Here is a 20,597-nt window from a genome sequence, read left to right on the forward strand (position 1 = left end):
CGTGCTCGCTGGGTTAGGCACGCCGGGCGCCCAGCTCGCGCTCCAGCAGCTCCATAGCTACCTCGGTAGCGCTGCGATGATCCATCTCGCCGGTCGACTGCGCGGCCTCCATCATGTCGCGCTCTTCGTCGTCGCGGGTGTAGGCCGGCGGCTCCTCGGGCGGAGCGGCAAAATCCGGCTCAGGCTCGGGCGGCAGCGGCACGCCGTTGCTGAACTGTGATTCATCGCGCTGCTTGGCAGCCTGCGTCGCCCGTGCGATGCGCGAGCGCCACCCGGGCGCGCTTTCCGGTTTACTCTCCGCCTCCTGGTCGTCGGCAGGCTCGCGCGCCGGCGGATTAGGCTTCCACGCTTCTTTGCGCTGCGGCGGCCGCGGGGCATCGAAACCGGCGGTCTTCGGGTCGGTGCCCACCACACAGGTCACGGCCACATCGCGCTGGAACTCCTCCTTGAGCACCTCCACGATGACGGCGTTATTGGCGGGCGCGTTGATGCGCTCGGCCAGCGCGCCGGTGGTGTGTCCCAGCGTCAGGGTGCCATCGCGGAAGCCAAGCACGCGGGCTTCGGCCAGCATAATTTCGGCCACCTTATTCCGCTTTCCGACGCTCCCCCTCAACGCCACCCATTTCTCCCTCACGGCCTCTGCGAAGTCGCCCGCCGGCTCCTCCGCCGCCTGCGGCTGCGCCATTTCCGACGCCTTCTCTGCGCCAGACTCCGCCCCAGACTCCGGCTTGGTTTCCTGGGCAGATTCCTCCGCGCGGGACGGTACGGGCTTCTCTAGTGGCTCGCGATGCTTCTCCTGAGTCGGCGCTGAGTGCGGCGCCTCGCTCTGCGCCGACTGCGCCGATTGCTGCTCGGGCACCTCTGCCTGCGGGATTTTCCGCTCACGCTGCCACGGGTCCCCAGCCTCTTGCTGCTGCGGTTTCGGCTGCGGCTCTTGGTTCTGAGGCTTCTGCGTGCTGTGCGCCTCGGCGGCTGCCGGCTGCTCGGGTTGCGCCTTCGGCTGCGCATCCGGTTGCGATTCCGGTTGGGACGGGACCTGCGGTTGCGGCTGAGCGGCCGGTGCAGAGGTTGGAGCAGAAGAAGGGGTAGAAGCCTGCTGCTCCTGGGACTTGGCGCGGCGGCGAGCGATGATAGCAGCAGCGGCGGACTGGGGGTCTTGAGCACCGGCGACGGCAGAGTTGGCCGCGGGAGCACCGCCCGGGGTCGCAGGGCCAGCCGGCGCGGGCGAGACCGCGGCAGCGTTGGCAGCGGGGGCGGTAGCCGCTGCGGGTGCTGGCGCGGAAGCAGCCGGACCGGTGGACCCGATAAGCAGATGCGCGCACATGATTTCCAGCAGCAGGCGCGGCGAGGTCGCGCCGGTAAGGTCGCTGATGCGATCGTTGACCGTGGAGGCCAGGTAAGTCAGCTGCGGGCCGGAAAAGCGCTGCGCCTGGGCGGTGAGCACGGAGGCGCGGTCGGTAGGCGCGGAGACGAGGCCGGCCTCGATGGCGCCGGGCACGGCCTGCAAGATCATCAAATCGCGCAAACGGTCGAGCAAATCGACGGCGAAACGGCGCGGGTCGTGGCCGGCCTCGATGACGTGGTCGACCATCGCGAAGAGGCCGGGTTTGTCTTGGTTAGCGAGGGTTTCGATGGCGTCGTCAAGCAGCGAGACATCGGTGACACCCAAAAGCGGCCGGGCAAGGTCATAGGTCAGGCCATCGGGCCCGGCGCCGGCCAGCAGCTGGTCCAGCAGAGACAAAGTATCGCGCGGGGAACCGCCGCCCGCCTCAATGACCATGGGGTACACGGCGTCTTCGACCTGCACGCCTTCGGCCGCAACGGTGCGCTGCAGCAAGCCCTTCATGGCCGGCGGGGTCAACAGGCGGAAGGGATAGTGGTGGGTACGCGAGCGAATGGTGCCGATGATTTTCTCCGGCTCCGTGGTCGCGAAGATGAAAATGACGTGCTCGGGCGGCTCCTCCACGACCTTGAGCAGTGCGTTCGCACCGGAGGGCGAGATCATATGCGCCTCGTCAATGATGAAGATGCGGTAGCGCGATTCGGCCGGAGCGTAGTAGGCGCGGTCGCGCAGCTCGCGCATGTCCTCCACGCCGTTGTGCGAGGCGGCGTCGAGCTCCGTCACGTCCAGGTTGCCGGGGCCGCCGGGGGCGAGGGAGACGCAGGAATCGCATTTGCCGCACGGCGTCGAGGTCGGCCCGTGCTCGCAGTTGAGCGAGCGGGCCATAATCCGCGCCGAGGAGGTCTTGCCGCAGCCGCGCGGGCCGGAAAAGAGGTAGGCGTGGTTGATGCGCCCTGCATCAAGGGCGGCGGATAGCGGCGTGGTGACCTGCTCTTGGCCCACGACCTCCGCGAACGTTGCTGGACGATATTTCCGGTATAAAGCCACGGTTAGCCAGTTTACCGGCTAACCCTCGCGCGACCAGTCCAGCAGGTCAATGCCCTGCTCGGCCACCGCTCCCTGCAGCTTGCCGACGCCCTCTTCTACCCCAAACGCATATTCCGAATCCGTCAGCATGAGCAGCTGCAAGATGAGGGTCAGGCGGCCCTCCTCGCGAAACTGCGGGGTTTGCCCGCCCCACAGGTACGGCGCGATGAACAGTCCGTGGTGCACGGTGATATCTGGGACGTCAAGGATGGACGGCAGCATCACGCCCGGCTGCGCCGGCAGCAGGCCGCCGGCCTTTTCGAAGGTGTCAGCCGCGGCGTTGATGGCGGCGGCCACCTCGGGCTGCCCGGCACGCGCCACCGTCAACAGCTCGCAGCGCACATCGGTGCCGTCGTCCTGGCTTTGCAGGCCGGTGTCGGTGGTGTTGAAGGTGGTGGTAAGGGCGAGCGATTGGGCGTCGGCAAGCGAGGCAAGGCCTAGCCGGCGCTTATCGACGTAGCGGAACTCCAGCGGCGCCGGGATAATCTCGCTCAGCCACAGGGCAGACTCGTCGGCGTTGATATTAGGCCCCCAGCTTCTCCACGGCGGCGAGCAGGACGCAGGTGGCAACGCCGTCCATCGCGGCCTCGACCTCTTCCTGCGGCGGCAGGGTTGGGGCGAGGCGGATATTGCGGTCGTTATCGTCCTGACCATAAGGGAAGGCGGATCCGGCCTGAGTGAGCAGGATGCCGGCATCGCGCGCGAGCTCCCAGACGCGGTTGGCGGTGCCGTCGACGACGTCGAGGGAGATGAAGTAGCCGCCCTTCGGGGTGGTCCACTGCGCCACCTCGTACTCGCCGAGGCGCTTGTCCAGGATGCGCAGCACGGCATCGAACTTGGGCTTAATCAGCGCGGCGTGGCGGCGCATCACCGCGCGCACGCCCTCGGCGGAGCCGAAGAACTCGTGGTGCGCCAGCTGGTTAATCTTATTGGGGCCGATGCCGCGGATGCCCGCGTGCTCCAGGTACCACTCGAGGTTGTCCTCCGAGGTGCCGAAGAAGCCCACGCCCGCGCCCGCGAAGGTGATCTTCGAGGTAGAGGACATGGCCCAGAAGCGGTTCGGGTTGCCTTCTTCCGCAGCGATATCCAGAATCGGCAGGATTTCCGGGAAGTCCTCAGTCAGGGTGTGCACGGCGTAGGCGTTATCCCACACGATGCGGAAATCCGGCGCGCCGGCCTCCATGCGGGCGAGGCGGCGGGCCTTGTCTTCAGAAATCACAGCGCCGGTGGGGTTAGCGAACATCGGCACTACCCACATGCCCTTGACTGCCGGATCCGCCACCAGCTTTTCGACGGCCTCTACATCCGGCCCGTCCTCCTCCATTGGCACCGTGACCAGCTCGAAGCCGAACTGCTCCGTGATGGCAAAGTGACGGTCGTAGCCCGGCACCGGGCAAATCCACTTGAGCTTTTCTTCCTTGCTCCACGGCTTCACGGAATCATTGGTGCCGAAGAGAAACGCCCAAGAAATCAGGTCGAACATGATGTTCAGCGAGGACGAGTCTGCGGCAACCAGCAGCTCTGGGTCCATGTTGGTCAGCTTGCCCCAGATATCGCGCAGTTCTTTGATGCCCTTTTGGTTGCCGTAGTTACGCAGGTCGTTTCCGGCCGCGTCGGTGTAATGGCCTAGGCCGGGCAAAGCGAGGAGATCGTTGGAGAGGTCCAGCTGCGCCTTCGCCGGCTTGCCGCGGGTCAGGTCCAATTTCAGGCCCTTAGCCTTAAGATCCTCGTAGTCCTTACGGACCTGGGCGGCGAGCTTCGCGAGTTCGGACGATTCCAAAGTAAGAAGCGACATGCGTATGTCTACCTTCCATGTATAGGGCGACTTTTAGCCCCCAATAGTAACGCACGCCATACAAAAAGGGGACCCCGCGCACCCGCCAGAGCCTCCTGACCCTTGCTGCATTCCTGCCCTGGGGGAGTTCAGAGGATGGACGCCACGCGGAATCCTGTCCCATACTTTAACGCCCGCGCGCCGGTTTAGCCAAATGGACCTCCGGCCGCACGGGCGACCACCGCCCACCGGCGCGCAACCCAAGGACCATCCAACACAAACGGCTTTAGATCGCCAGAAATAGTCTCTGACCTGGCGATTGGTAAAATAATTGCCACGGCTGCTAATGTTTCTTCTCGGAGGATTCGACTAGCGGCCTATGTCACACGCCTGGAACGCGTGCGGGGTTCACGCCCCTCGTGGGTTCAAATCCCACATCCTCCGCCAAAGGAAATCCCGGCTCCTGCTTCACCGCACGGAGCCGGGATTTTTGTTGTATACGGGCGCGCGACCGCGCTTGCCGACGCCGCTACCCCTAATCGATGACCGGCGGCTCGTAGCCATCCGCCTTCAGCCACGCGACGTGCGGCGGCGTATTCATCCCCCACTCAGTGCGCGCCCAGAGGAAAGCCTGGGAGACCTCGGCCTCGGAATAGCCGCCATCGCGCAGGTATTGCCGGAATCCGTTCGGGCCTGGGTCCTTGATCCAGAGCCAGACGTAGTCGTCGAGGGAGTCGTCGGCAAGCAGGCCCTCCAGCCCGGCCGGAACGAATTCGCGCTCGGCGCGCACGCAGTCCGCTAGGTCCTGATCAAGGAAGTCGTAGAGGTAATCCAGCGCGTCCTCAAGCTGCGCATAATCGAAGGGATCCATGCCGCCCAGCCTAGTGGCGCTTGGTGCCCAAGACCATGCGGTCAATTTCCTCGAGCACCTCGTCCACAATGGCCGGGTTATAGGCCCGGTAGCCGCGCATGCGTAGCAGCTCCTCCTGTGCGGCCACCAGGGCAGTCCGGCGGGCCTCCAACGCCACATGGCGGGCCTGCCAGGCGCGCTGTACGCGGGAATCATCGGAGACATCCTCGCCATCGCCCAGCCGGTCCTCGAACCACTTGATAACGTTGGCGGAAATTTCGGGGTCGACCTTTTCGGCGTCGGCAGTAATGTGGCCGTCCGGCCGGAAGTGCGACAGGGCCTCGATGCTGGCCGCACGCGCGCGACTCACCACGGCGGCGCGCATCTTATCGCTGGCAATCTGGGAGGCTTCCGTAAGGTCAAGGCGCTCCATCAGCCACGGCAGCAGCAGGCCGGGCACCACCATCGTGACCAGCAAGACGGTCAGTGCAATGACCGCCAGCTCGTGGTGAAAGCTGAACACGCCGGCCGGGATGGACAAAACCAGCGCCAGGGTGACGAGGCCGCGCATGCCGGACCACGTCATCAGCAGCACCTCCTGCAGGCGCAGCGGCGCCACGCGCGGGCGGCCGCGGGAGACGTTGATGCGGTAATAGATGTACATCCACACCAAGCGGACGACGAAGGCCACAAGGGACAAGATGACGCCCACCAACACGGAGTGCCACAGGTCCGAGCCCACTTCGCCGATGGCGGTATTGACCGTCAGGCCAATGAGCCCGAAGGCCACGCCGGTAAAGAGCAGCTCGATGGTCTCCCAGAAGGCCTGGCCGGACAGGCGGTCCTCGGCCTGGATATCGGCACGGGAATTAAGCTCCACGGCCGCTATGACCACGGCGATAACGCCGGAGGCGCCGAGTTCCTCCGAGATGAGGTAGACCGCAAACGGCGTCACCCAGGTCAACGCGTTGCGCGCGGTGACGTCGTGGACGTGGGTGATAAACAGCGCCACCAGCCGGCCGACGCCCCAGCCGAGGCCGCCCGCGACGAATGCGGAGTAGAAGAAGTTGAGCACGCCGCCGCCGAAGGAGAGCTCATCGCCTTGGGTCACGGCCGTCAGCGCGAGATTGAAGGCGACGATAGAAGCGGCGTCGTTAAACAAGCCCTCGGTCTGCAAGGTGGTGATGATGCGGCGAGGGATGCCGGCGGGCTCGGCCACGGCGTCAACGGCAACGGGGTCCGGCGGGGCGATGGCCGCACCGATAAGGATGGCCGCGGCCAGGCTGATGCCGGGCAGGAAGGCATAGGCCGTGAAGCCAACGGCCAGCGTGGTGGCGACCACCAGCAGCACGGACAGGCTCAAGATGGTCACCCATTGCTCGCGGATAACACCCCACGAGGTGCGCCGGGCCAGCGCCCACAGCAGCGGCGGCAGGAAGATGGGCAGGATGAGCTCGGTGGGCGGCTCGAACTGGGGCAGGCCCGGCACGAAAACCGCGCAGGCAGTAATGATCGTCAGCAGGGCCGGCCACGGCAGCCCAATCTTGTCACCGATGGCGACGACGAACACGGTCAGCAGCATGAGCCCAATGAGCACCAGAAGAACGTCCATGGGCCCAGATTTTACCCCCGCCAGATATAAGGCTCAGGGCTGAGTCGATCGGGCGCGAATTGCGCGAGCAGCTCCGCGGCACTGTGAGCTTCGTACCCCAGCGAGGCCGCCAGGTGCTTGACGACGTCCCCCTCCTCCCCCATCTCCCGCATGGTCACTGCCCCATCGCGCTTGGCTAGGCGCTCGCCGGATGCATTGAGCACGAGCGGGACGTGGATATACTCCGGCGGTTCGATGCCAAGCAGCGAGGCGAGGTAGGCCTGGCGCGGCGCGGAGGAGAGCAGATCATCGCCGCGGACCACCTGGTCGATGCCTTGGTAGGCATCATCGACGACGACGGCCAGGTTATAGGCCCAGCCGGTGTCTTGGCCGCCGCGGCGCAGGATGAAGTCATCGACGTCGCCCGTATAGGTCCCGTGGAGGGCGTCGTGGATGGTGAATGTGGGGACGTCGGCAAGCAGGCGAAGGGCGGGCTGGCGATTCTGGGCCGCAAGCTCGGCGCGCTTGGCCGCGCGCTGGTCCTCGGTGAGGTTGCGGCAGGTGCCCGGGTACTGGCCGGGAATGGCGTGCGGGGCGCGGGAGGCCTCACGGATATCCTTGCGGGAGCAATAGCACTCGTAGGTGGGCAGCTGGGCCAGGGCCTGCTCATAGGCGGCATCGCGGTCGTGCTGGTAGATGACCTCGCCGTCCCAGTCCAGCCCGAGCGCGCGCAGATCCGCCAGCTGGCGCTCGGCCGATTCCTGGGAGGAGCGCTGCTTATCGATGTCCTCCACGCGCACCACAAAGCGCCTGCCCGTCGACCGGGCGAAAAGCCACGCCAGAAGCGCCGTGCGGAGGTTGCCAAAGTGCAGATCGCCGGAGGGACTGGGCGCGTAACGGCCGGCGCCGGTGGTCGCGGAATTCATGCCCACAGTCTACGGGCTGGCACAATGGCGGGCATGGAAAAATCGAACGGCACTGAGGTGCGCTTCATTCCCGTCCGCTCCACCCTCTACCCCTGGCTGGTCACCGTGTTTGTGGTGACCTTCCTGATTTCTAATATCAACGCCACCAAGGGCGTGCAGCTCGGCCCGCTGGTCACCGACGGCGCCTTCTTCCTCTTCCCGCTGGCCTATATCGTCGGCGATGTGCTCTCGGAGTGCTATGGCTTCAAGTCCACCCGGCGCGCGGTCTACATCGGCTTCGCGATGGCCATCCTGGCGGCCGTGTGTTTCTATATCGCCATCTGGCTGCCGGCGGCTGATTTCTACGAGGGCCAGGAGGCCTTCGCCGCCACCCTTGGCCTGATGCCGCAGATCCTGGCCGCTTCGCTGGCCGGCTACCTGGTGGGCCAGCTGCTGAATGCCTGGACGTTGACCGCGATGAAGAAGCGCTCGGGCGAAAAGGGCCTCTTTGCGCGCCTTATCGCCTCCACTGTGGTGGGCGAGTTCGGCGATACGCTGCTCTTTTGCGCCATCGCCGCACCGGTCATCGGCGTAGACACCGTGGGCGGATTTATCAATTACGTCATCGTGGGCTTTGTGTGGAAGACCCTGATGGAGGCCGTCATGCTGCCGGTGACGGCCGCGGTCATTAAGTGGGTGAAGAAGCGCGAGGACTACTTGCCGGCGTAGTACCGGCCGAGGAATTCATCGCGGTAGGCCTCGTAGTAGCCGCCGTCGATGGCGGCGCGGATATTATCCACCAGGCGAATCATGAACTCCACGTTGTGGATGGTGCACAGCGTGCCGGCGAGGAATTCCTTCGCCTTGAGCAGGTGGTGCAGGTATGCGCGGGAGTAATTCTCGGATACGTATCCGCCGAATTCCTCGTCGACGCCGGCAAAGTCCCGTTTGAAGCGCGCATTGGTAAGGTTCATGCGGCCGTCGAGAGTGTAGACGCCGCCGCGGCGCGCCAGACGAGTGGGCGCCACACAGTCGAAGGTATCGGCGCCGGCCTCGACGGCGGTGAAGATATCGTCCGGCTCGGAGATGCCGAGCAGGTGGCGCGGCTTGTCCTCGGGTAGCTCATCGCAGACCCAGCCGACGATGGTGCCCAGGTTTTCCTTTTCCAGCGCGCCGCCGATGCCGAAGCCGCCGAAGCCACGCTTGCCGTCCTCGCGGGCGGCGCAGTCGAGGTCGAGCAGGCCGCGGGTGGCTTGGCGGCGCAGATCCTCATACTGCGCGCCTTGGACCACACCCCACAGCGACTGCTTCGGGCGGTGGGCGCGCTCGCGGGTGAGGCGATCGTGCTCATCCAGGCAGCGCTTGGCCCAGCGGTGCGTGCGCGCGACGGATTCCTCCTGGTAGGTGCGCGTATCAACCAGCGTGGTTAGCTCGTCGAAGGCGAACATGATGTCTGCGCCCAGCCCGTGCTGGATCTGCATGGACTTCTCGGGGGTAAAGCGGTGCTTGGAGCCGTCGATGACGGATTTAAAATCCACGCCGTCCTCGTCCACCTGCGCCATGCGTTCCTTCTTAGCGGCGCGGATGTCCTTATCGCTGAGATCCGCAACGTCCATCGCAAGGACCTTTTTGAAGCCCACGCCCAGCGACATGACCTGGAATCCGCCGGAGTCGGTGTAGGTCGGGCCGTGCCAGTTTTCAAACTCGGCCACGCCGCCGGCCTCATCCACGATATCGTGGCCCGGCTGCAGGTAGAGGTGGTACGCATTCGACAAGATGGCCTGCGCACCAGTGGAGCGAATTTGTTCCGGGGTAAGCGTCTTGACCGTGGCTTTGGTGGCCACTGGGATGAAGGCCGGGGTGTGAATATCACCGTGCGGAGTGTGGATGACACCGCTGCGGCCGTGCTTGCCGGGGCCTTCGGGCAGGCGCTTGCCGACGTCGAAGCTCAAGTCCATTTCTATTCTTCTTCCTCATCTGCGGGGATAGGGGCTGGGGTGGCGTGTTTAGCTTCCCATTCTTCTTCCAGGGCGGTGCCTTCGATATCCAGGGTGGGCAGAATCTTCTCCAACCACTTCGGCATCCACCACGTCGTGCGGCCCATGAGGAACATGGTGGCGGGGACGAGGGTCATGCGGATAAAGAAGGCGTCGAAAAGCACGCCGGCGGCCAGGGCAAAGCCAAAGATCTGAATGAAAGGCAGCGGCTGGTTAATAAAGGCCACGAAGACCGAAATCATAATAATGGCCGCGGCCGTCACCACGCGGGCGCCTTGGGTAAAGCCGGTGATGGTGGCCTCGTCGACGGCGCTATATCGCCCGCCGGTGCCCTCCGGATGCCGCGAGATATGCTCGCGCATGCGGGTGACGAGGAAGACCTGGTAGTCCATCGCAAGGCCGAAGGTCACGCCGATGAGGAAGATCGGCATGAAGGAAATCAGCGGGCCCGGCGCGGGGACTAGGTCCCACAGGCCTTCCTGCCAGACCAGGACGGTCAGGCCGAAGGCACCGCCGACGGACAGCAGGAAGCCCAGGCCCGCAACCAGCGGCACCAGGATGGAGCGGAAGACCAAAAGCAGCAGCACGATGGCCAGGCCCACGACGATGGCCAGGTACGGCGCCATGGCTTCCTCGAGGCGCTCGGTGATATCGAGCTGTACCGCGGTCAGGCCGGTCAAGCCGATGTCGGTGCCGGTGGCATCCTCGATCTCGCTGGTGGCCGAGCGCAGCGCGTGCGCAACGTTGACCGTCGCGGCATCAGTCGGCGCGGTGTCTGGCGTGACCATGATCTGTGCGGCGCGCTTGTCCTCGCTGAGGCCGACTATCTGCGCGTGTTTGACGCCACCCAGGCCCTTGAGCTGGTCCGCGGCATACAGGAAGGACGCGAGTGCGGCCTTGTCCTCCGGCGAGGCATTGTCCGCATCGCCTTCCGCGGTATCTACAACCTCAGCGACCGGGGCGATTTCCGGCTCGGCCTCGGGCTGGTCCGACTGCGGCTGCTCAGGGGCTACGTCTTCCGGTGCCACGTCTTCCGGTGCAGCGCCCTCTGGTGCAGCGTCCTCGGGCGTGGCCTCCTCGTCTGGTGCGGGGGCGGGCGCGGGGGCTGGTTCGGGCTGGGATTGGGCGTCGACAAGCGGGGCGAGGGCGCCGGCATCCGCGTTGACCGTATGGGCATCGACCACGGCGAGGAAGGGGCCGTTGACGCCGGGGCCGAAGCCCTCGGACATGATGTCGGCGGCCTTGCGCTGGGTGGTATCGGGATTGGAGGTGGTATCGGCCGGAAGGGCGAGCTCCATGTGGAGCACCGGCGCGGTCATCGCGCCCAGGGAGAGCACAACCAACGCCATGGCCAGGCCGGGGACCTTCTGGACCAGGCGCACCCAGCGGTTGCCCATGGTGGGACCACGGCGGCGCTTGCCCTTACGGGTCGGGTTGCCGGCCACGCCGGGGATGCGGCCATTGAAGGCCTTATCGCCCAGCAAGCCGAGCATCGCGGGGATGAGCGTAAGCGACACCAATACGGCGATGGCGACGGTGCCGGCGGCAGCCAAGCCCATGGCCGTCAGGAAGCCAATGCGCGCAATGAGGAGCGCGAAGAGCGCAGTAAAGACGGTCGCGCCGGCAAAGACCACGGAGGAGCCGGCGGTTCCCACCGCCATGCCTGCGGCATCGGGCCCATCCATGCGGCGGCGCTCGGCACGGTAGCGGGAAAGGATAAACAGTGCATAGTCAATGCCCACGGCAAGGCCAATCATGATGGCCAGGACCGGGGTCATATTATTGAGCTCAATCCAGTGGGTGGCGATGAACATACCCAGCGCGCCTAGTCCCACGCCGATGACGGCGGACACCAAAGGCATACCCGAAGCAACCAGGGAGCCGAAGGTAAAGATGAGCACGATAAAGGCAACGCCGAGGCCGATGATCTCAGAAGTGGAATTGACCGCGATTTCATCGCCGAAGCCGGCACCATTGCCTTCTACCGTGAGGCCGCGGTCGCGGGCAATGTTCATTGCCTCGGTAACGGTGTCTTTGTCGGCCTGCTCCACGCTATAGGGCGACTCGGCGTCGAAATTGAAGGTGGTATAGGCAATGGTCTCGTCATCATTGACCATGGCGAGGTTGTCCGCGTCCGCACGGGCGGATGCTTCCGGCAGCCCCATATCCGTGAACTGGTGGATCACCTGGTCCTGCAGGCGAGGCGAGACCTCAAGCGGGTTGCCAAAGCGCGTGGTATCGCCCATCTCTAGGTTGTCCTCGAGGTAGGAGATGGTGGCGTCGATGGCCTCGCGGTTGGCGGGATCAGAAAGCTTCTGGCCGTCTGGGGCCTTGAAGACCACGTTGACAGAGGGCGAGTTGGCAGGGTTGCCGCCCTCTGGGAAGAGGTCCATGGTCTTGTAGGTGGCGTCGATGGACGGGGTTCCCTTGATGGAGAACTCGCTCGTCATCGGTTTCATCAGCAAGGCGGCGGCACCGCCGACGGCGGCGAGCAGCAGCAGCCATGCCACGATGACCTTCCACTTATGGAGGAAAGACCAGCGCCCAAGACGATAAAGCAGTTTAGCCACGGGTAGATGTACCTTCGCATTCGCGTGGGGGACAGGTTGAACTTTGCCCTAGTGTAGTGGCCATACCCTCTAATCCCCTATAATTTAGCCGCCGGGCAGCCCGTATTCACAGACGATGCCAAGGCAGCGGGCCAAAAAGAAACGTGGCCACCCGATGCAGTCAAGGACTCGATCGGGTGGCCACGGCGGAGCGGCGTAGATAATTCTGCCGCGAGAGAACGCTCGCTGTCTAAACGTACTTCGACAAACTCAGGCCGGGAAGAACGAGGTCAGAGAAGAAGGCGCTAATTTTCTTTACCCGCTCGACAACAGCAGCGATGGTCTCGCCTAGTTTGCCGAACGAAGAACCGTGGAAAGAAGAGCCATCGGCTGCAGCGTTGTCGCCCGAAGGCTTCTTTTCTGGGGCCCCATGGTCAGATGGTTCAGCGTTTTCGGAGGCACCGTCGAATGCCACGGTGAGATCAGAGTTGGCATCGTCAAGCGGCTGCCCCACCGGGTACTTTCCCAAGAAAATGTCGGAGCCCGTCTGGGTCAGCGAGGTGGGGGCATCAGTTGTGGCGTAGGACTTGCCGGTTTCCGGCACCAAGGGCTCAGTAAGCGTGAAGGTAGAGATTGCGGCGTCATCGCCAGACAATTCAACCGGCTTGTTCTTAAGCGGGCCCGAGGCGCCCGTAAGTTTATAATCCGCGGTGATGGTGGCGTTTTGGCCTGCTACTTCTACCTTGATATCCGAGAATGTGAGATCGACGCCGTAGGAACCATTAGGGCCGAAGCCTGGATAGCCTTGAATCTGCACGGATCCCTGAGTGCCAATAGTGCCGTTTCCCTCAGCATCCAGCGTGGTGTAGGCCGCATCGACTGGGAAGGTGAAGTCCTTTCCTACCTTCTCCGCGCCGTCGGTGGTATTGATTATGCCTTTGGCAAGCGGGTTGGTGTCCACGTGGTGAATGAAGGATTCCTTGATGGGCCAGTTCAATTGGCCGGATTCCACGGCGGGGACATCAGCCGGAGCCTCATCGGCAGAGGCTACCGGTGCGGTGACGGCGCCGAGCGCAACCGCTCCAACGGCGATGACGGATGTTGTTTTCATGAATTTCTCCTCTTGAGAGCAGTGGTGAAGCTTCGCCTAAAATATTAGGCTAGCCTTACCTTAATTGGAAAATTAGAAAAAGTAAATCAGTGTCGCTTATCAAGCTCGGCGAAGATTCCCGAGTTGAAAGCGAATGCGCGCTGCGCCTCCGAGAGCAATGCCTCGCACTGCTCCGCAGTCAGCATGAGACTGTCTAGGCGTTCGCGATAGCCCTTGCGGTACGGCGGAATCTTGCCGATGGCACTGAAGTCATAAAAGTTCAGTGCATCCGGTTCGATGTCATAAAGCGTGCCGAGGCGCGCGGCAATCACCTGGCCGCCGGAGATATCACCGAGATACCGAACATAGTGGTGGGCTACCACTTCTGCCGCACTGCCGGATACCTCTTCTAGGCGGGCAACGTAAGATGCCGTGGCCGGCAGGATTCGGATCTTTTCGCGCCAGTCGCTACCGACGAGCGTCGCCAAATCCGCCTCCAGAGCGAAGCGCCGCTCAAGGCGTGGATCAGCCACCGCACCGGCGATTGGAGTATGCGCCACACTGCGGACTGCATGCTCCAGAGACTCATAAACAAACCACAGCTGGCCGCTCAAATCGGCTGCGGCCTCAGCGCTCAGCTGGCCCGACATGAGCCGCTGCATAAACGCAGAACCCTCCGCGTTCTCGTGAGCGTGGGCGGTCTCCTCGCGCAATGCGACGGATAATGGTTTCTTGAGTGTCACAGTCACTGACTTCCTCCAAAGTAAGGCTTACCTAATCTATAGATATAAAAGTAAGGTTAGGCAATCCTTATTTACAAGGCTTGTGGGGAGAAATCAACCAAAAGAACTAACTCCCCACCCCCGCCAACAGTGCTCACGGTATTAGAATGTGGCTGCCGGCACGGCGCACTTAGCTAACCCCTATTACCGGTGGAGAAGAGCACGAACGCTCTCAAGGGCGCCTGATTTTATAAAGGCCTGCCCAAGAATGGCAAACATGCTGCCAATGGTTGCTACGCCCAAGATATAGTTCCACACCTTGGCAAAGCTAGAACCGGAGGGAGTGTCCTTCTCTGGCTTATCAGTTCCCGGCTTCTTAGACTCCGAAGATTCAGGACTCTTTGGGGTCTCCGGCTTCTTCGGCGGTGCCGGGGTCTGCGAGGTCGCTGGTGGCTGACTCTGTGGCTTCTCTTCCTTTTCCGGCGAAGCTACCGTCGGCTCCGGAGCAGGCTCATTCTGCGGCTTTTCCTGATCCTGCGGCATTTCTTCCTTCTTCTGGCCACAACCAGAGGAAACCTTGAGGGTTAGGTGGACGTCATCAAGCTCAGGCTTGTTCTCCGAGCTATACATGCCCATGAAAAGTTGGTCTACGCCCTCAACTTTTCCATCTCTTGTTCCCTGCTGCTCTTTGTACCGCACATCGCTGGCGGAAAGGGTGAGTGTATCGCCCTCCTTGGTCCATTGCGCCGTGCCGTGGCCAAAGATCCCATCCCCGGTGCGCTTATTGGCGTCGATGTGGTCGTCCTTGGTGTATTGAAGCATATTCTTACCCTCTACGTGATAGACCTCGTAGCCGGAACCGAGATGGGCTTTATTACCGGAGGTCTTGATGAAAGGTGCCACAACCGTGGAATGTAGAGCGCCGTGGTGACCGGTGAACGTAATCGAGGAGTCTTTGCTTTCGATATTGGACGACACCACATTGCCCTCCTCATCCACCATTACCGTAGAGGTTTCAGGATCGACCTCGAAGCCGAAAGAGAAATCCTTCCCCTTAGGATCACCGGTTTGCGTCACTGGGCCACTAGTGGACCAATCACCAGCAGCGAAACCGGTTTTGAGGTAGGAACGCCACGAGTACTTAATTCCCCAGTTCAAAGAACCGGATTCGATGGTGCAGGTTTCTTCCGCAGAAGCGTGTGGCACGGTGAGTGCGGTCGCCGCGAGAGCGGTGACCACTACTTTCTTAAACATGGAAATCCTCCTATTTGTGTGAGAAGAGTGGGTTGATGGTGGGCGTTGCACGCTGCGGGTGTACCCGCAGCCCCTCGACGGATATCGGCCAGCCATACACTTGAGACAAGGTAGGACTGGTAAAGACCTCATCTACGCGCCCTTGGGCTGCTAATCCCCCGCACGCCAGGCATACGAGATGATCACAATATGCTGCTGCCGCATTGAGGTCATGCAGCACCACGAGGACGGCGACGCCTGCCTCGCGGGCAAGGGCTTTTACTGAGCCCAACAGTTGTTCTTGGTGCCGGATATCCAGCGCGGCCGTTGGCTCATCGAGCAAGATAACCGGGGTATTTTGGGCAAGCACACGTGCGAAGGCCGTGCGGGCGCGCTCACCGCCAGACAGCGTGCTGATGTCTCGGCCTGCTAAGTGCGCGACGCCGGCGGTATCGAGGGCGGCGTCAATAAAGTCATCGTCAAGGTCTGCGTAGGCAGTTCCTTCCCACGGGCGGCGCCCCATCGCAACGACATCGCGGACGAGGAATTCGAAGGAAACCGAGACGTCCTGGAGCATCACCGCACGCGTGCGCGCGAGCTCTCGCGCTGGCGCCTTGGGCGATAGCCCACCCACGGTGATCTCGCCGGAATAGTCGAAGTCTCCGGCGACGGCGGCAAGTACGGTGGATTTACCGGCGCCGTTCGGGCCGATAAGCCCCGTAACTTCGCCCGCTTGGGCGGTAAAGGACACTTGGTCCACCAGGGTGTGCTCCCCCACGCGAACAGTTAAGTCTTTGACGTTTATCATCAGTGCACTCCTTTGCGCATCATGCGCCGTAGCAGGATGAAGAACGTGGGACCGCCCACCAGCGCGGTGAAAATGCCGATGGGAAGATCCGCAAAAGGAATCATCGTGCGCGCTGCCACGTCAGCGAAACCAATGAGCACAGCACCGCCAAGGGCGGAAGCCGGCAGCAGGATGCGGTTTTCTGGTCCGACGATGCTGCGCAGCAGGTGGGGAACGATAAGTCCCACAAAGCCAATGAGGCCGGCGAAGGAAACGGCCGCTGCAGTCAACACTGCCGATGCCACGATCGCCACGATGCGCAGCCGCGGCACGTTCACACCGGTATGCGCGGCGGCGCGCTCGCCGAGCGCGAGGACGTCTAACTGCTTACCCAGGCGCAAGGCCACTGCGAGACCAACCATCACGATGGGCAGTACCGCCCACAGGTGTTTCCACTGTGAGCCGTTGAGGGAGCCCATCTGCCAGAAGATGATCGCTTCACGGTTGGCGGTCGGCGCTAGGTACACCATGAAAGAGATAATGGCGTTGCATACCGCATTGATGGCGACGCCGGTGAGAATCAGGTGCACCACGGCCACCCGTCCGTTGTGGCGCGCAAGCTGATAGATAATGAAGGTAACCAGCAGCGCGGTCAGGAAGGCCGCAGCGGGAACGGTAAAGGTACCGAAGAACTCGATATTAAAGACGATGATCACGGCCGAACCAACGCCCGCACCGGAGGTAACGCCAATAATGGAGGGTTCTGCCAAGGGGTTGGCAAATACCGCCTGCATCAGCGTGCCGGCAACGCCCAAGGCCGCGCCCACCACGAGCCCCAAGACCAAACGCGGTAGGCGGATGTCCCACACCACGCTTGCGGTCAAGGAATCCTCCCCGTGGCCAGCTGCCAAAATGGGAAAGAGATCAGACAGCGGTACATAGTATTGCCCCAGCACGACGGAGATGATCGCCGCGACAACGATGAGGATCCCCAGCAGTACGAATACCCAAGTGCGCTGCGTGCGTCGGCGCGCGAAGGTGTCCGGGTCCTCACTCATTGTCCGGGTCATACACAGCCTTTGCTAGCTTCATCAGCGTTTGCCCAGTCATGGGACCAAATGCCAACGACTGGCCGTCCGGAATGGTCACGATGCGCTTCTTTTGGCCGGCGGTGGTTTGAGCAACGCCGGGCCGCTCCAGCAAGCCGTCAATTCCGCCGGTGGATTCCAGGCCATTGGTCATCATGATGATCACCTCTGGATTGATGCGCGCCAGCGCCTCAGCATTAGCGGGTTCCGCATAGGAAAGGTTGTTTTCTGCAGCCAGATCCACACCGCCAATGCCTTCAATCAGATCTTGCGCACCGGTACCATCACCCATGATGAAGAAGACGCCACCGTTTCCGCGTGCGTAAAGGAACGCCATGCGCATTGGATCATCGGGAACCAACTTCTTGATGGCTTCCTTTACCTCGTCGATTTCCTTGGTGGAACGATCCGCCAGCTCGCGTGCTTCATCGGGCAGGCCGAGGGCATCGCCAAGCGTGGTGATGTCCTCACCCACCGAATCGATCGTGCGCTCAGGTTCCATCACCACGGTGGTGACACCCGCCGCGCGGATTTGATCGATGGCATCGCGCGGGCCAATGGAATGGTCTGCAATGACGAGCGTCGGCTGCAGCTCCAGCACCGCCTCCACGTTGATGTTGTGGCCACCTTCGGTCACCACCGGGAGATCCGCCAGGTTGGGCTCGGTAGAAGAAACTGTGCGACCGACGATATTATCCGCAAGCCCCAAGCCGCTAAGGGTATTGGTGTAGGTGCCATAGATATCCAAAGCCAGGATGCGGGAGGCATCGGTGACGGTAACGTCGTTACCATCGGCATCGGTAAGCTCCACCGGAAGCGCCGGCTCTGCCTTATCAGTGACCGGTTCGATTTCGTCAAAACCTTTGACGTCACTGACACCTTCAAAAGACCTGGGATCCGAGAGATCAGCGGGATCCGGTAGCTGATCGGTATAGCTTCCCTGCACACCGCACGCGGTAAGACTGAAGATGCACAGGAATGGTACGAGGAAACGAAGAACGAGTTTCACGGCAATCTTTCTAAGAGTTGTTCATGACAAGCCGGCTGGTGGAGCCACCGGCGATGATCAATCCGACGATGAAGAGCAGTAGATAGGCGGTCGGATTATCTAGGCTCCCGCCGGGAGACGTCGCGGACTTGACCTTGAATTTGTTCGATCCGTCCTCGTATCCCTGCCCCGAGTCACCGGCTAGCACTGGATCCCCGGCCCCGGCATGAGCGCCGCCTTTGGAACTAGGGGTTCCCTTTCCGTTTCCGCCTGCGCCAGATCCACCGGATCCGCCGGATCCAGAACGGGAGCTAGAGCCTCCACCACCTGATACGGCGCCGCAATCAGCGCTTCCACCCAAGGTGGCGTGGAAGCTCAACGGGTCCAGCTGGGTGCCTGGTTCATAGAACTCAGCGAGTGCCTGGGAACCGGCTTCAGAAAGCGATACCGCAGCTTCACCGGACACGGTGTCCGTGCCGATGTCGAGGGATTTAAAGTTCAAGGTGCCAATAACAGTGCGTCCAAAGTCTTTCTTCTTCCCTTCCATATTGGAAGAGCGCACGTCAGCGATAAGCTCGCCAGAATTGCCGTTAAAGGTGATTTCCAGGTTGGCGATGTTGAGGTCCAGCTTGCCGTGGTGCCCGGTGAACTGCATGCTTCCGCCATATTGCACGGAGCCCGCGCCATCTTTTACGGCACCGGAGTTACCCGTGAATTGGAAACGCCCATTGTCATAGCCAACACCAGAGAGATCCCATCGGCCCTGGGCAATGGATCCGGTGATATAGGACTGGAAGGATTTCTTTAAACCCCACTGAGCGGTGGCTTGAGTAACACCAGTAGCCTCACAGACGGCACCGTCCCCGCCAGATCCTCCCTCGCCCGAATTACCTGAGCTCGGGGCGCCAGAGCTCGCAGATCCAGAGTGCGCAGGACCAGAAGCCGCTGTTTTGCCAGCACCTGAGGCACCGCCGCCTCCACGCGAACCAGAGTTGCTCGGTGATGAATTTCCCGATGCAGAGTTAGTAGAAGCCGAGTTTCCTCCAGTGGAGTTCGACGTACCCGAAGTAGAACCACCCGAATTCGAGTTCGATCCACCCCGGTTATTGAAAGACTCCAACTCATCCAGGAACGCCTGGGTATTGCCCATAAACGTAGTAATCCCGTTCATCGTGTCATTGGTTTCAGACAGGATGTCCATAGCTTCCTTGTTAAAGCCCGTGAAGGAACCCGTAATGGAGGTCAATGGGCGCTCCCCACCGGAACCGGAGCCAGAACCGGATCCAACGCACGAGCCGTCGAGCGCAATGCTGCCGGAGGACGGATCTAAGGCTTCGCCCGGCTGGTAGAAGCCGGTAAATAGCTTGGCCCCGCCGGAGGTCAGAGCGGTAGATCCAGACAAATCAACCTTCCCGGCACCATCTTCGACGGGGTTGGCCAGATTAATGGTGGCGATTACCTCATCATTGCCTTGGATCTTTTTACCGCGGCTGAGGTCTTGGCGGTTCATCTCATAGGAGACGTAGTCCACGGAAATCTGTGCTTGCTTTCCAGAGGCCTTGACCTTGAAGTCCGACATCGTCATGTCCAAGACCCCATCGTGGCCGGTAAAGCTCAGCGTTCCATTGAACGGAATCGTGACGTTTCCACCAGACGCATCGGGCTTTCCTGGGGCAAAGACGAACGCACCATCGCCCTGTTCGTCGCCTGTAAAGCCAATGCCATTGGCACCCCATCCACCGTGGGCGATATTGCCCTTGACGTAGCTCCGGAATGATTGCTTGATACCCCACTTCCATGTGCAGGATTCATCTGCGTGGGCCACTGGAGCAGATGACAAAAGTGGGGCGAATGCCGCGACGAGAAAAGCGGCGACGATGCTGCCGAACGCCGGCTTCCACAGTTTTCCAATCATATTGAAAACCTTGTTTTCGTGTCTAGAAATGAAATAGGCTACGCTTGCCTTAGTTAGGTAAGTGTATCCTTACCTAGCTCCTTCTGATTGTCAATAAACCACCCCTATAAGAGGCAAAGAATGCAAAACGACCCCCGCAAAGACATCTTCACCAGCATCTATCCAGATGTGGATCCCACACAGAACTTCCCACTCACGTTCGGTGAACGCTTGTCCTTAGCTCTTTCCGTCGGCGTATTTATGTTCGGCGGCGTAAGCGGCAACCTGCTCATCGCCGGTATCGGCTTGGCCTTCGTGGTCGCCTGTTCCTTGGTACTTGCCCGTAAAACGCCACGCCGCATCCGCGCAGAGGCCCGTAGCCGATTCCCACGGGAACCGTGGGCCGAACAACCCAGCTTCCTCGTGCCCGTCGTATGGATCCTCATCGCAGTAGTCGCGGCCCTGGCGTGGTGGTTTACGCCCGTGAAATACCTCGCGTGGAGCGCGGGCATTATTACTGTCATCGCGGCCATCGCAACGTGGTTCCTCCCCACCCTGCAGCGCCGCCGCGCGCGGTCTGCACGCGCAAAGCAAGACGCGTTAGCTACCCCAGCGCCCCAAAGCGGGTTAAGGGTCAGAAAGTGTGTCTGGAAACGGGGATTTTTAGGCTCTGACCTTTGAGTTAACGTCAAATATACGCT

General features: G+C 61.9%; 17 protein-coding genes, 1 tRNA gene and 1 other RNA gene. 3 read left to right on the forward strand and 16 right to left on the reverse strand.

The window, feature by feature from the left end:
- Positions 1-13: 13 nt before the first annotated feature.
- From QP941_RS09455 to ffs, 4 genes are all read right to left on the reverse strand, one after another.
- A complete protein-coding gene (locus tag QP941_RS09455) occupies positions 14-2,389 on the reverse strand; it encodes a DNA polymerase III subunit gamma and tau (protein WP_284868763.1) in 2,376 nt (791 codons plus the stop codon).
- Positions 2,390-2,407: 18 nt separating this feature from the next.
- Positions 2,408-2,998, reverse strand: a complete 591-nt coding sequence (locus QP941_RS09460) for a hypothetical protein (protein WP_284868764.1) — start codon at positions 2,996-2,998, stop codon at positions 2,408-2,410.
- Positions 2,952-4,223 (reverse strand): aspartate aminotransferase type Ic, encoded by a 1,272-nt coding sequence (locus QP941_RS09465; protein ID WP_284868765.1) that lies wholly within the window; start codon positions 4,221-4,223, stop codon positions 2,952-2,954. The genes QP941_RS09460 and QP941_RS09465 overlap by 47 nt, the downstream gene beginning before the upstream one ends.
- Before the next feature lie 60 nt (positions 4,224-4,283).
- An RNA gene (gene ffs, locus QP941_RS09470) (signal recognition particle sRNA small type) lies at positions 4,284-4,382 on the reverse strand.
- A gap of 178 nt (positions 4,383-4,560) precedes the next feature.
- On the opposite strand from ffs, the gene QP941_RS09475 reads away from it, so the two are divergent.
- Positions 4,561-4,649, forward strand: a tRNA-Ser gene (locus tag QP941_RS09475).
- Between the two features lie 88 nt (positions 4,650-4,737).
- Here QP941_RS09475 and QP941_RS09480 read toward each other — a convergent pair.
- The 3 genes from QP941_RS09480 to gluQRS are packed head-to-tail and all read right to left on the reverse strand — an operon-like array spanning position 4,738 to position 7,569.
- Positions 4,738-5,073 (reverse strand): hypothetical protein, encoded by a 336-nt coding sequence (locus tag QP941_RS09480; RefSeq protein WP_284868766.1) that lies wholly within the window; start codon positions 5,071-5,073, stop codon positions 4,738-4,740.
- A gap of 10 nt (positions 5,074-5,083) precedes the next feature.
- A complete protein-coding gene (locus QP941_RS09485; RefSeq protein WP_284868767.1) occupies positions 5,084-6,664 on the reverse strand; it encodes a cation:proton antiporter in 1,581 nt (526 codons plus the stop codon).
- Positions 6,665-6,675: 11 nt separating this feature from the next.
- A complete protein-coding gene (gene gluQRS, locus QP941_RS09490; protein WP_086588626.1) occupies positions 6,676-7,569 on the reverse strand; it encodes a tRNA glutamyl-Q(34) synthetase GluQRS in 894 nt (297 codons plus the stop codon).
- A gap of 33 nt (positions 7,570-7,602) precedes the next feature.
- Between gluQRS and QP941_RS09495 the strand changes: the two genes are divergently transcribed.
- Positions 7,603-8,277 carry a queuosine precursor transporter gene (locus QP941_RS09495; protein ID WP_502869211.1) on the forward strand — a complete coding sequence of 225 codons (675 nt, stop codon included), beginning with the start codon at positions 7,603-7,605 and terminating at the stop codon, positions 8,275-8,277.
- On the opposite strand, the gene tgt is transcribed toward QP941_RS09495, so the two are convergent.
- From tgt to QP941_RS09540, 9 genes are all read right to left on the reverse strand, one after another.
- A complete protein-coding gene (gene tgt / locus QP941_RS09500; protein ID WP_284868769.1) occupies positions 8,262-9,506 on the reverse strand; it encodes a tRNA guanosine(34) transglycosylase Tgt in 1,245 nt (414 codons plus the stop codon). The genes QP941_RS09495 and tgt overlap by 16 nt on opposite strands.
- Before the next feature lie 2 nt (positions 9,507-9,508).
- On the reverse strand, positions 9,509-12,115 hold the full coding sequence (locus tag QP941_RS09505; protein WP_284868770.1) for an MMPL family transporter: 2,607 nt from the start codon (positions 12,113-12,115) through the stop codon (positions 9,509-9,511).
- 229 nt (positions 12,116-12,344) lie between these two features.
- Positions 12,345-13,205 (reverse strand): HtaA domain-containing protein, encoded by an 861-nt coding sequence (locus QP941_RS09510; protein WP_238800675.1) that lies wholly within the window; start codon positions 13,203-13,205, stop codon positions 12,345-12,347.
- An 86-nt stretch (positions 13,206-13,291) separates the two neighbouring features.
- Positions 13,292-13,933 carry a biliverdin-producing heme oxygenase gene (locus tag QP941_RS09515; RefSeq protein WP_284868771.1) on the reverse strand — a complete coding sequence of 214 codons (642 nt, stop codon included), beginning with the start codon at positions 13,931-13,933 and terminating at the stop codon, positions 13,292-13,294.
- A gap of 177 nt (positions 13,934-14,110) precedes the next feature.
- Complete coding sequence (locus QP941_RS09520; RefSeq protein ID WP_284868772.1) at positions 14,111-15,160, reverse strand: HtaA domain-containing protein; 1,050 nt, start codon at positions 15,158-15,160, stop codon at positions 14,111-14,113.
- 10 nt (positions 15,161-15,170) lie between these two features.
- The gene (locus tag QP941_RS09525) at positions 15,171-15,947 is read right to left on the reverse strand and encodes a heme ABC transporter ATP-binding protein (RefSeq protein WP_284868773.1); all 777 of its coding nucleotides are present in this window, start codon (positions 15,945-15,947) and stop codon (positions 15,171-15,173) included.
- Positions 15,947-16,996, reverse strand: coding sequence for a FecCD family ABC transporter permease (locus tag QP941_RS09530; RefSeq protein ID WP_502869212.1), 1,050 nt, complete (start codon positions 16,994-16,996; stop codon positions 15,947-15,949). The genes QP941_RS09525 and QP941_RS09530 overlap by 1 nt, the downstream gene beginning before the upstream one ends.
- Positions 16,977-18,023, reverse strand: coding sequence for a heme/hemin ABC transporter substrate-binding protein (locus tag QP941_RS09535; RefSeq protein ID WP_284868775.1), 1,047 nt, complete (start codon positions 18,021-18,023; stop codon positions 16,977-16,979). Before QP941_RS09535 ends, QP941_RS09530 begins: the two co-directional genes overlap by 20 nt.
- Positions 18,024-18,033: 10 nt before the next feature.
- Positions 18,034-19,917, reverse strand: a complete 1,884-nt coding sequence (locus QP941_RS09540) for an HtaA domain-containing protein (RefSeq protein WP_284868776.1) — start codon at positions 19,915-19,917, stop codon at positions 18,034-18,036.
- A gap of 120 nt (positions 19,918-20,037) precedes the next feature.
- Between QP941_RS09540 and QP941_RS09545 the strand changes: the two genes are divergently transcribed.
- Complete coding sequence (locus QP941_RS09545) at positions 20,038-20,577, forward strand: hypothetical protein (RefSeq protein WP_284868777.1); 540 nt, start codon at positions 20,038-20,040, stop codon at positions 20,575-20,577.
- Positions 20,578-20,597 lie beyond the last annotated feature (20 nt).

Source organism: Corynebacterium sp. MSK150, assembly GCF_030229215.1.
GTDB lineage: Bacteria > Actinomycetota > Actinomycetes > Mycobacteriales > Mycobacteriaceae > Corynebacterium.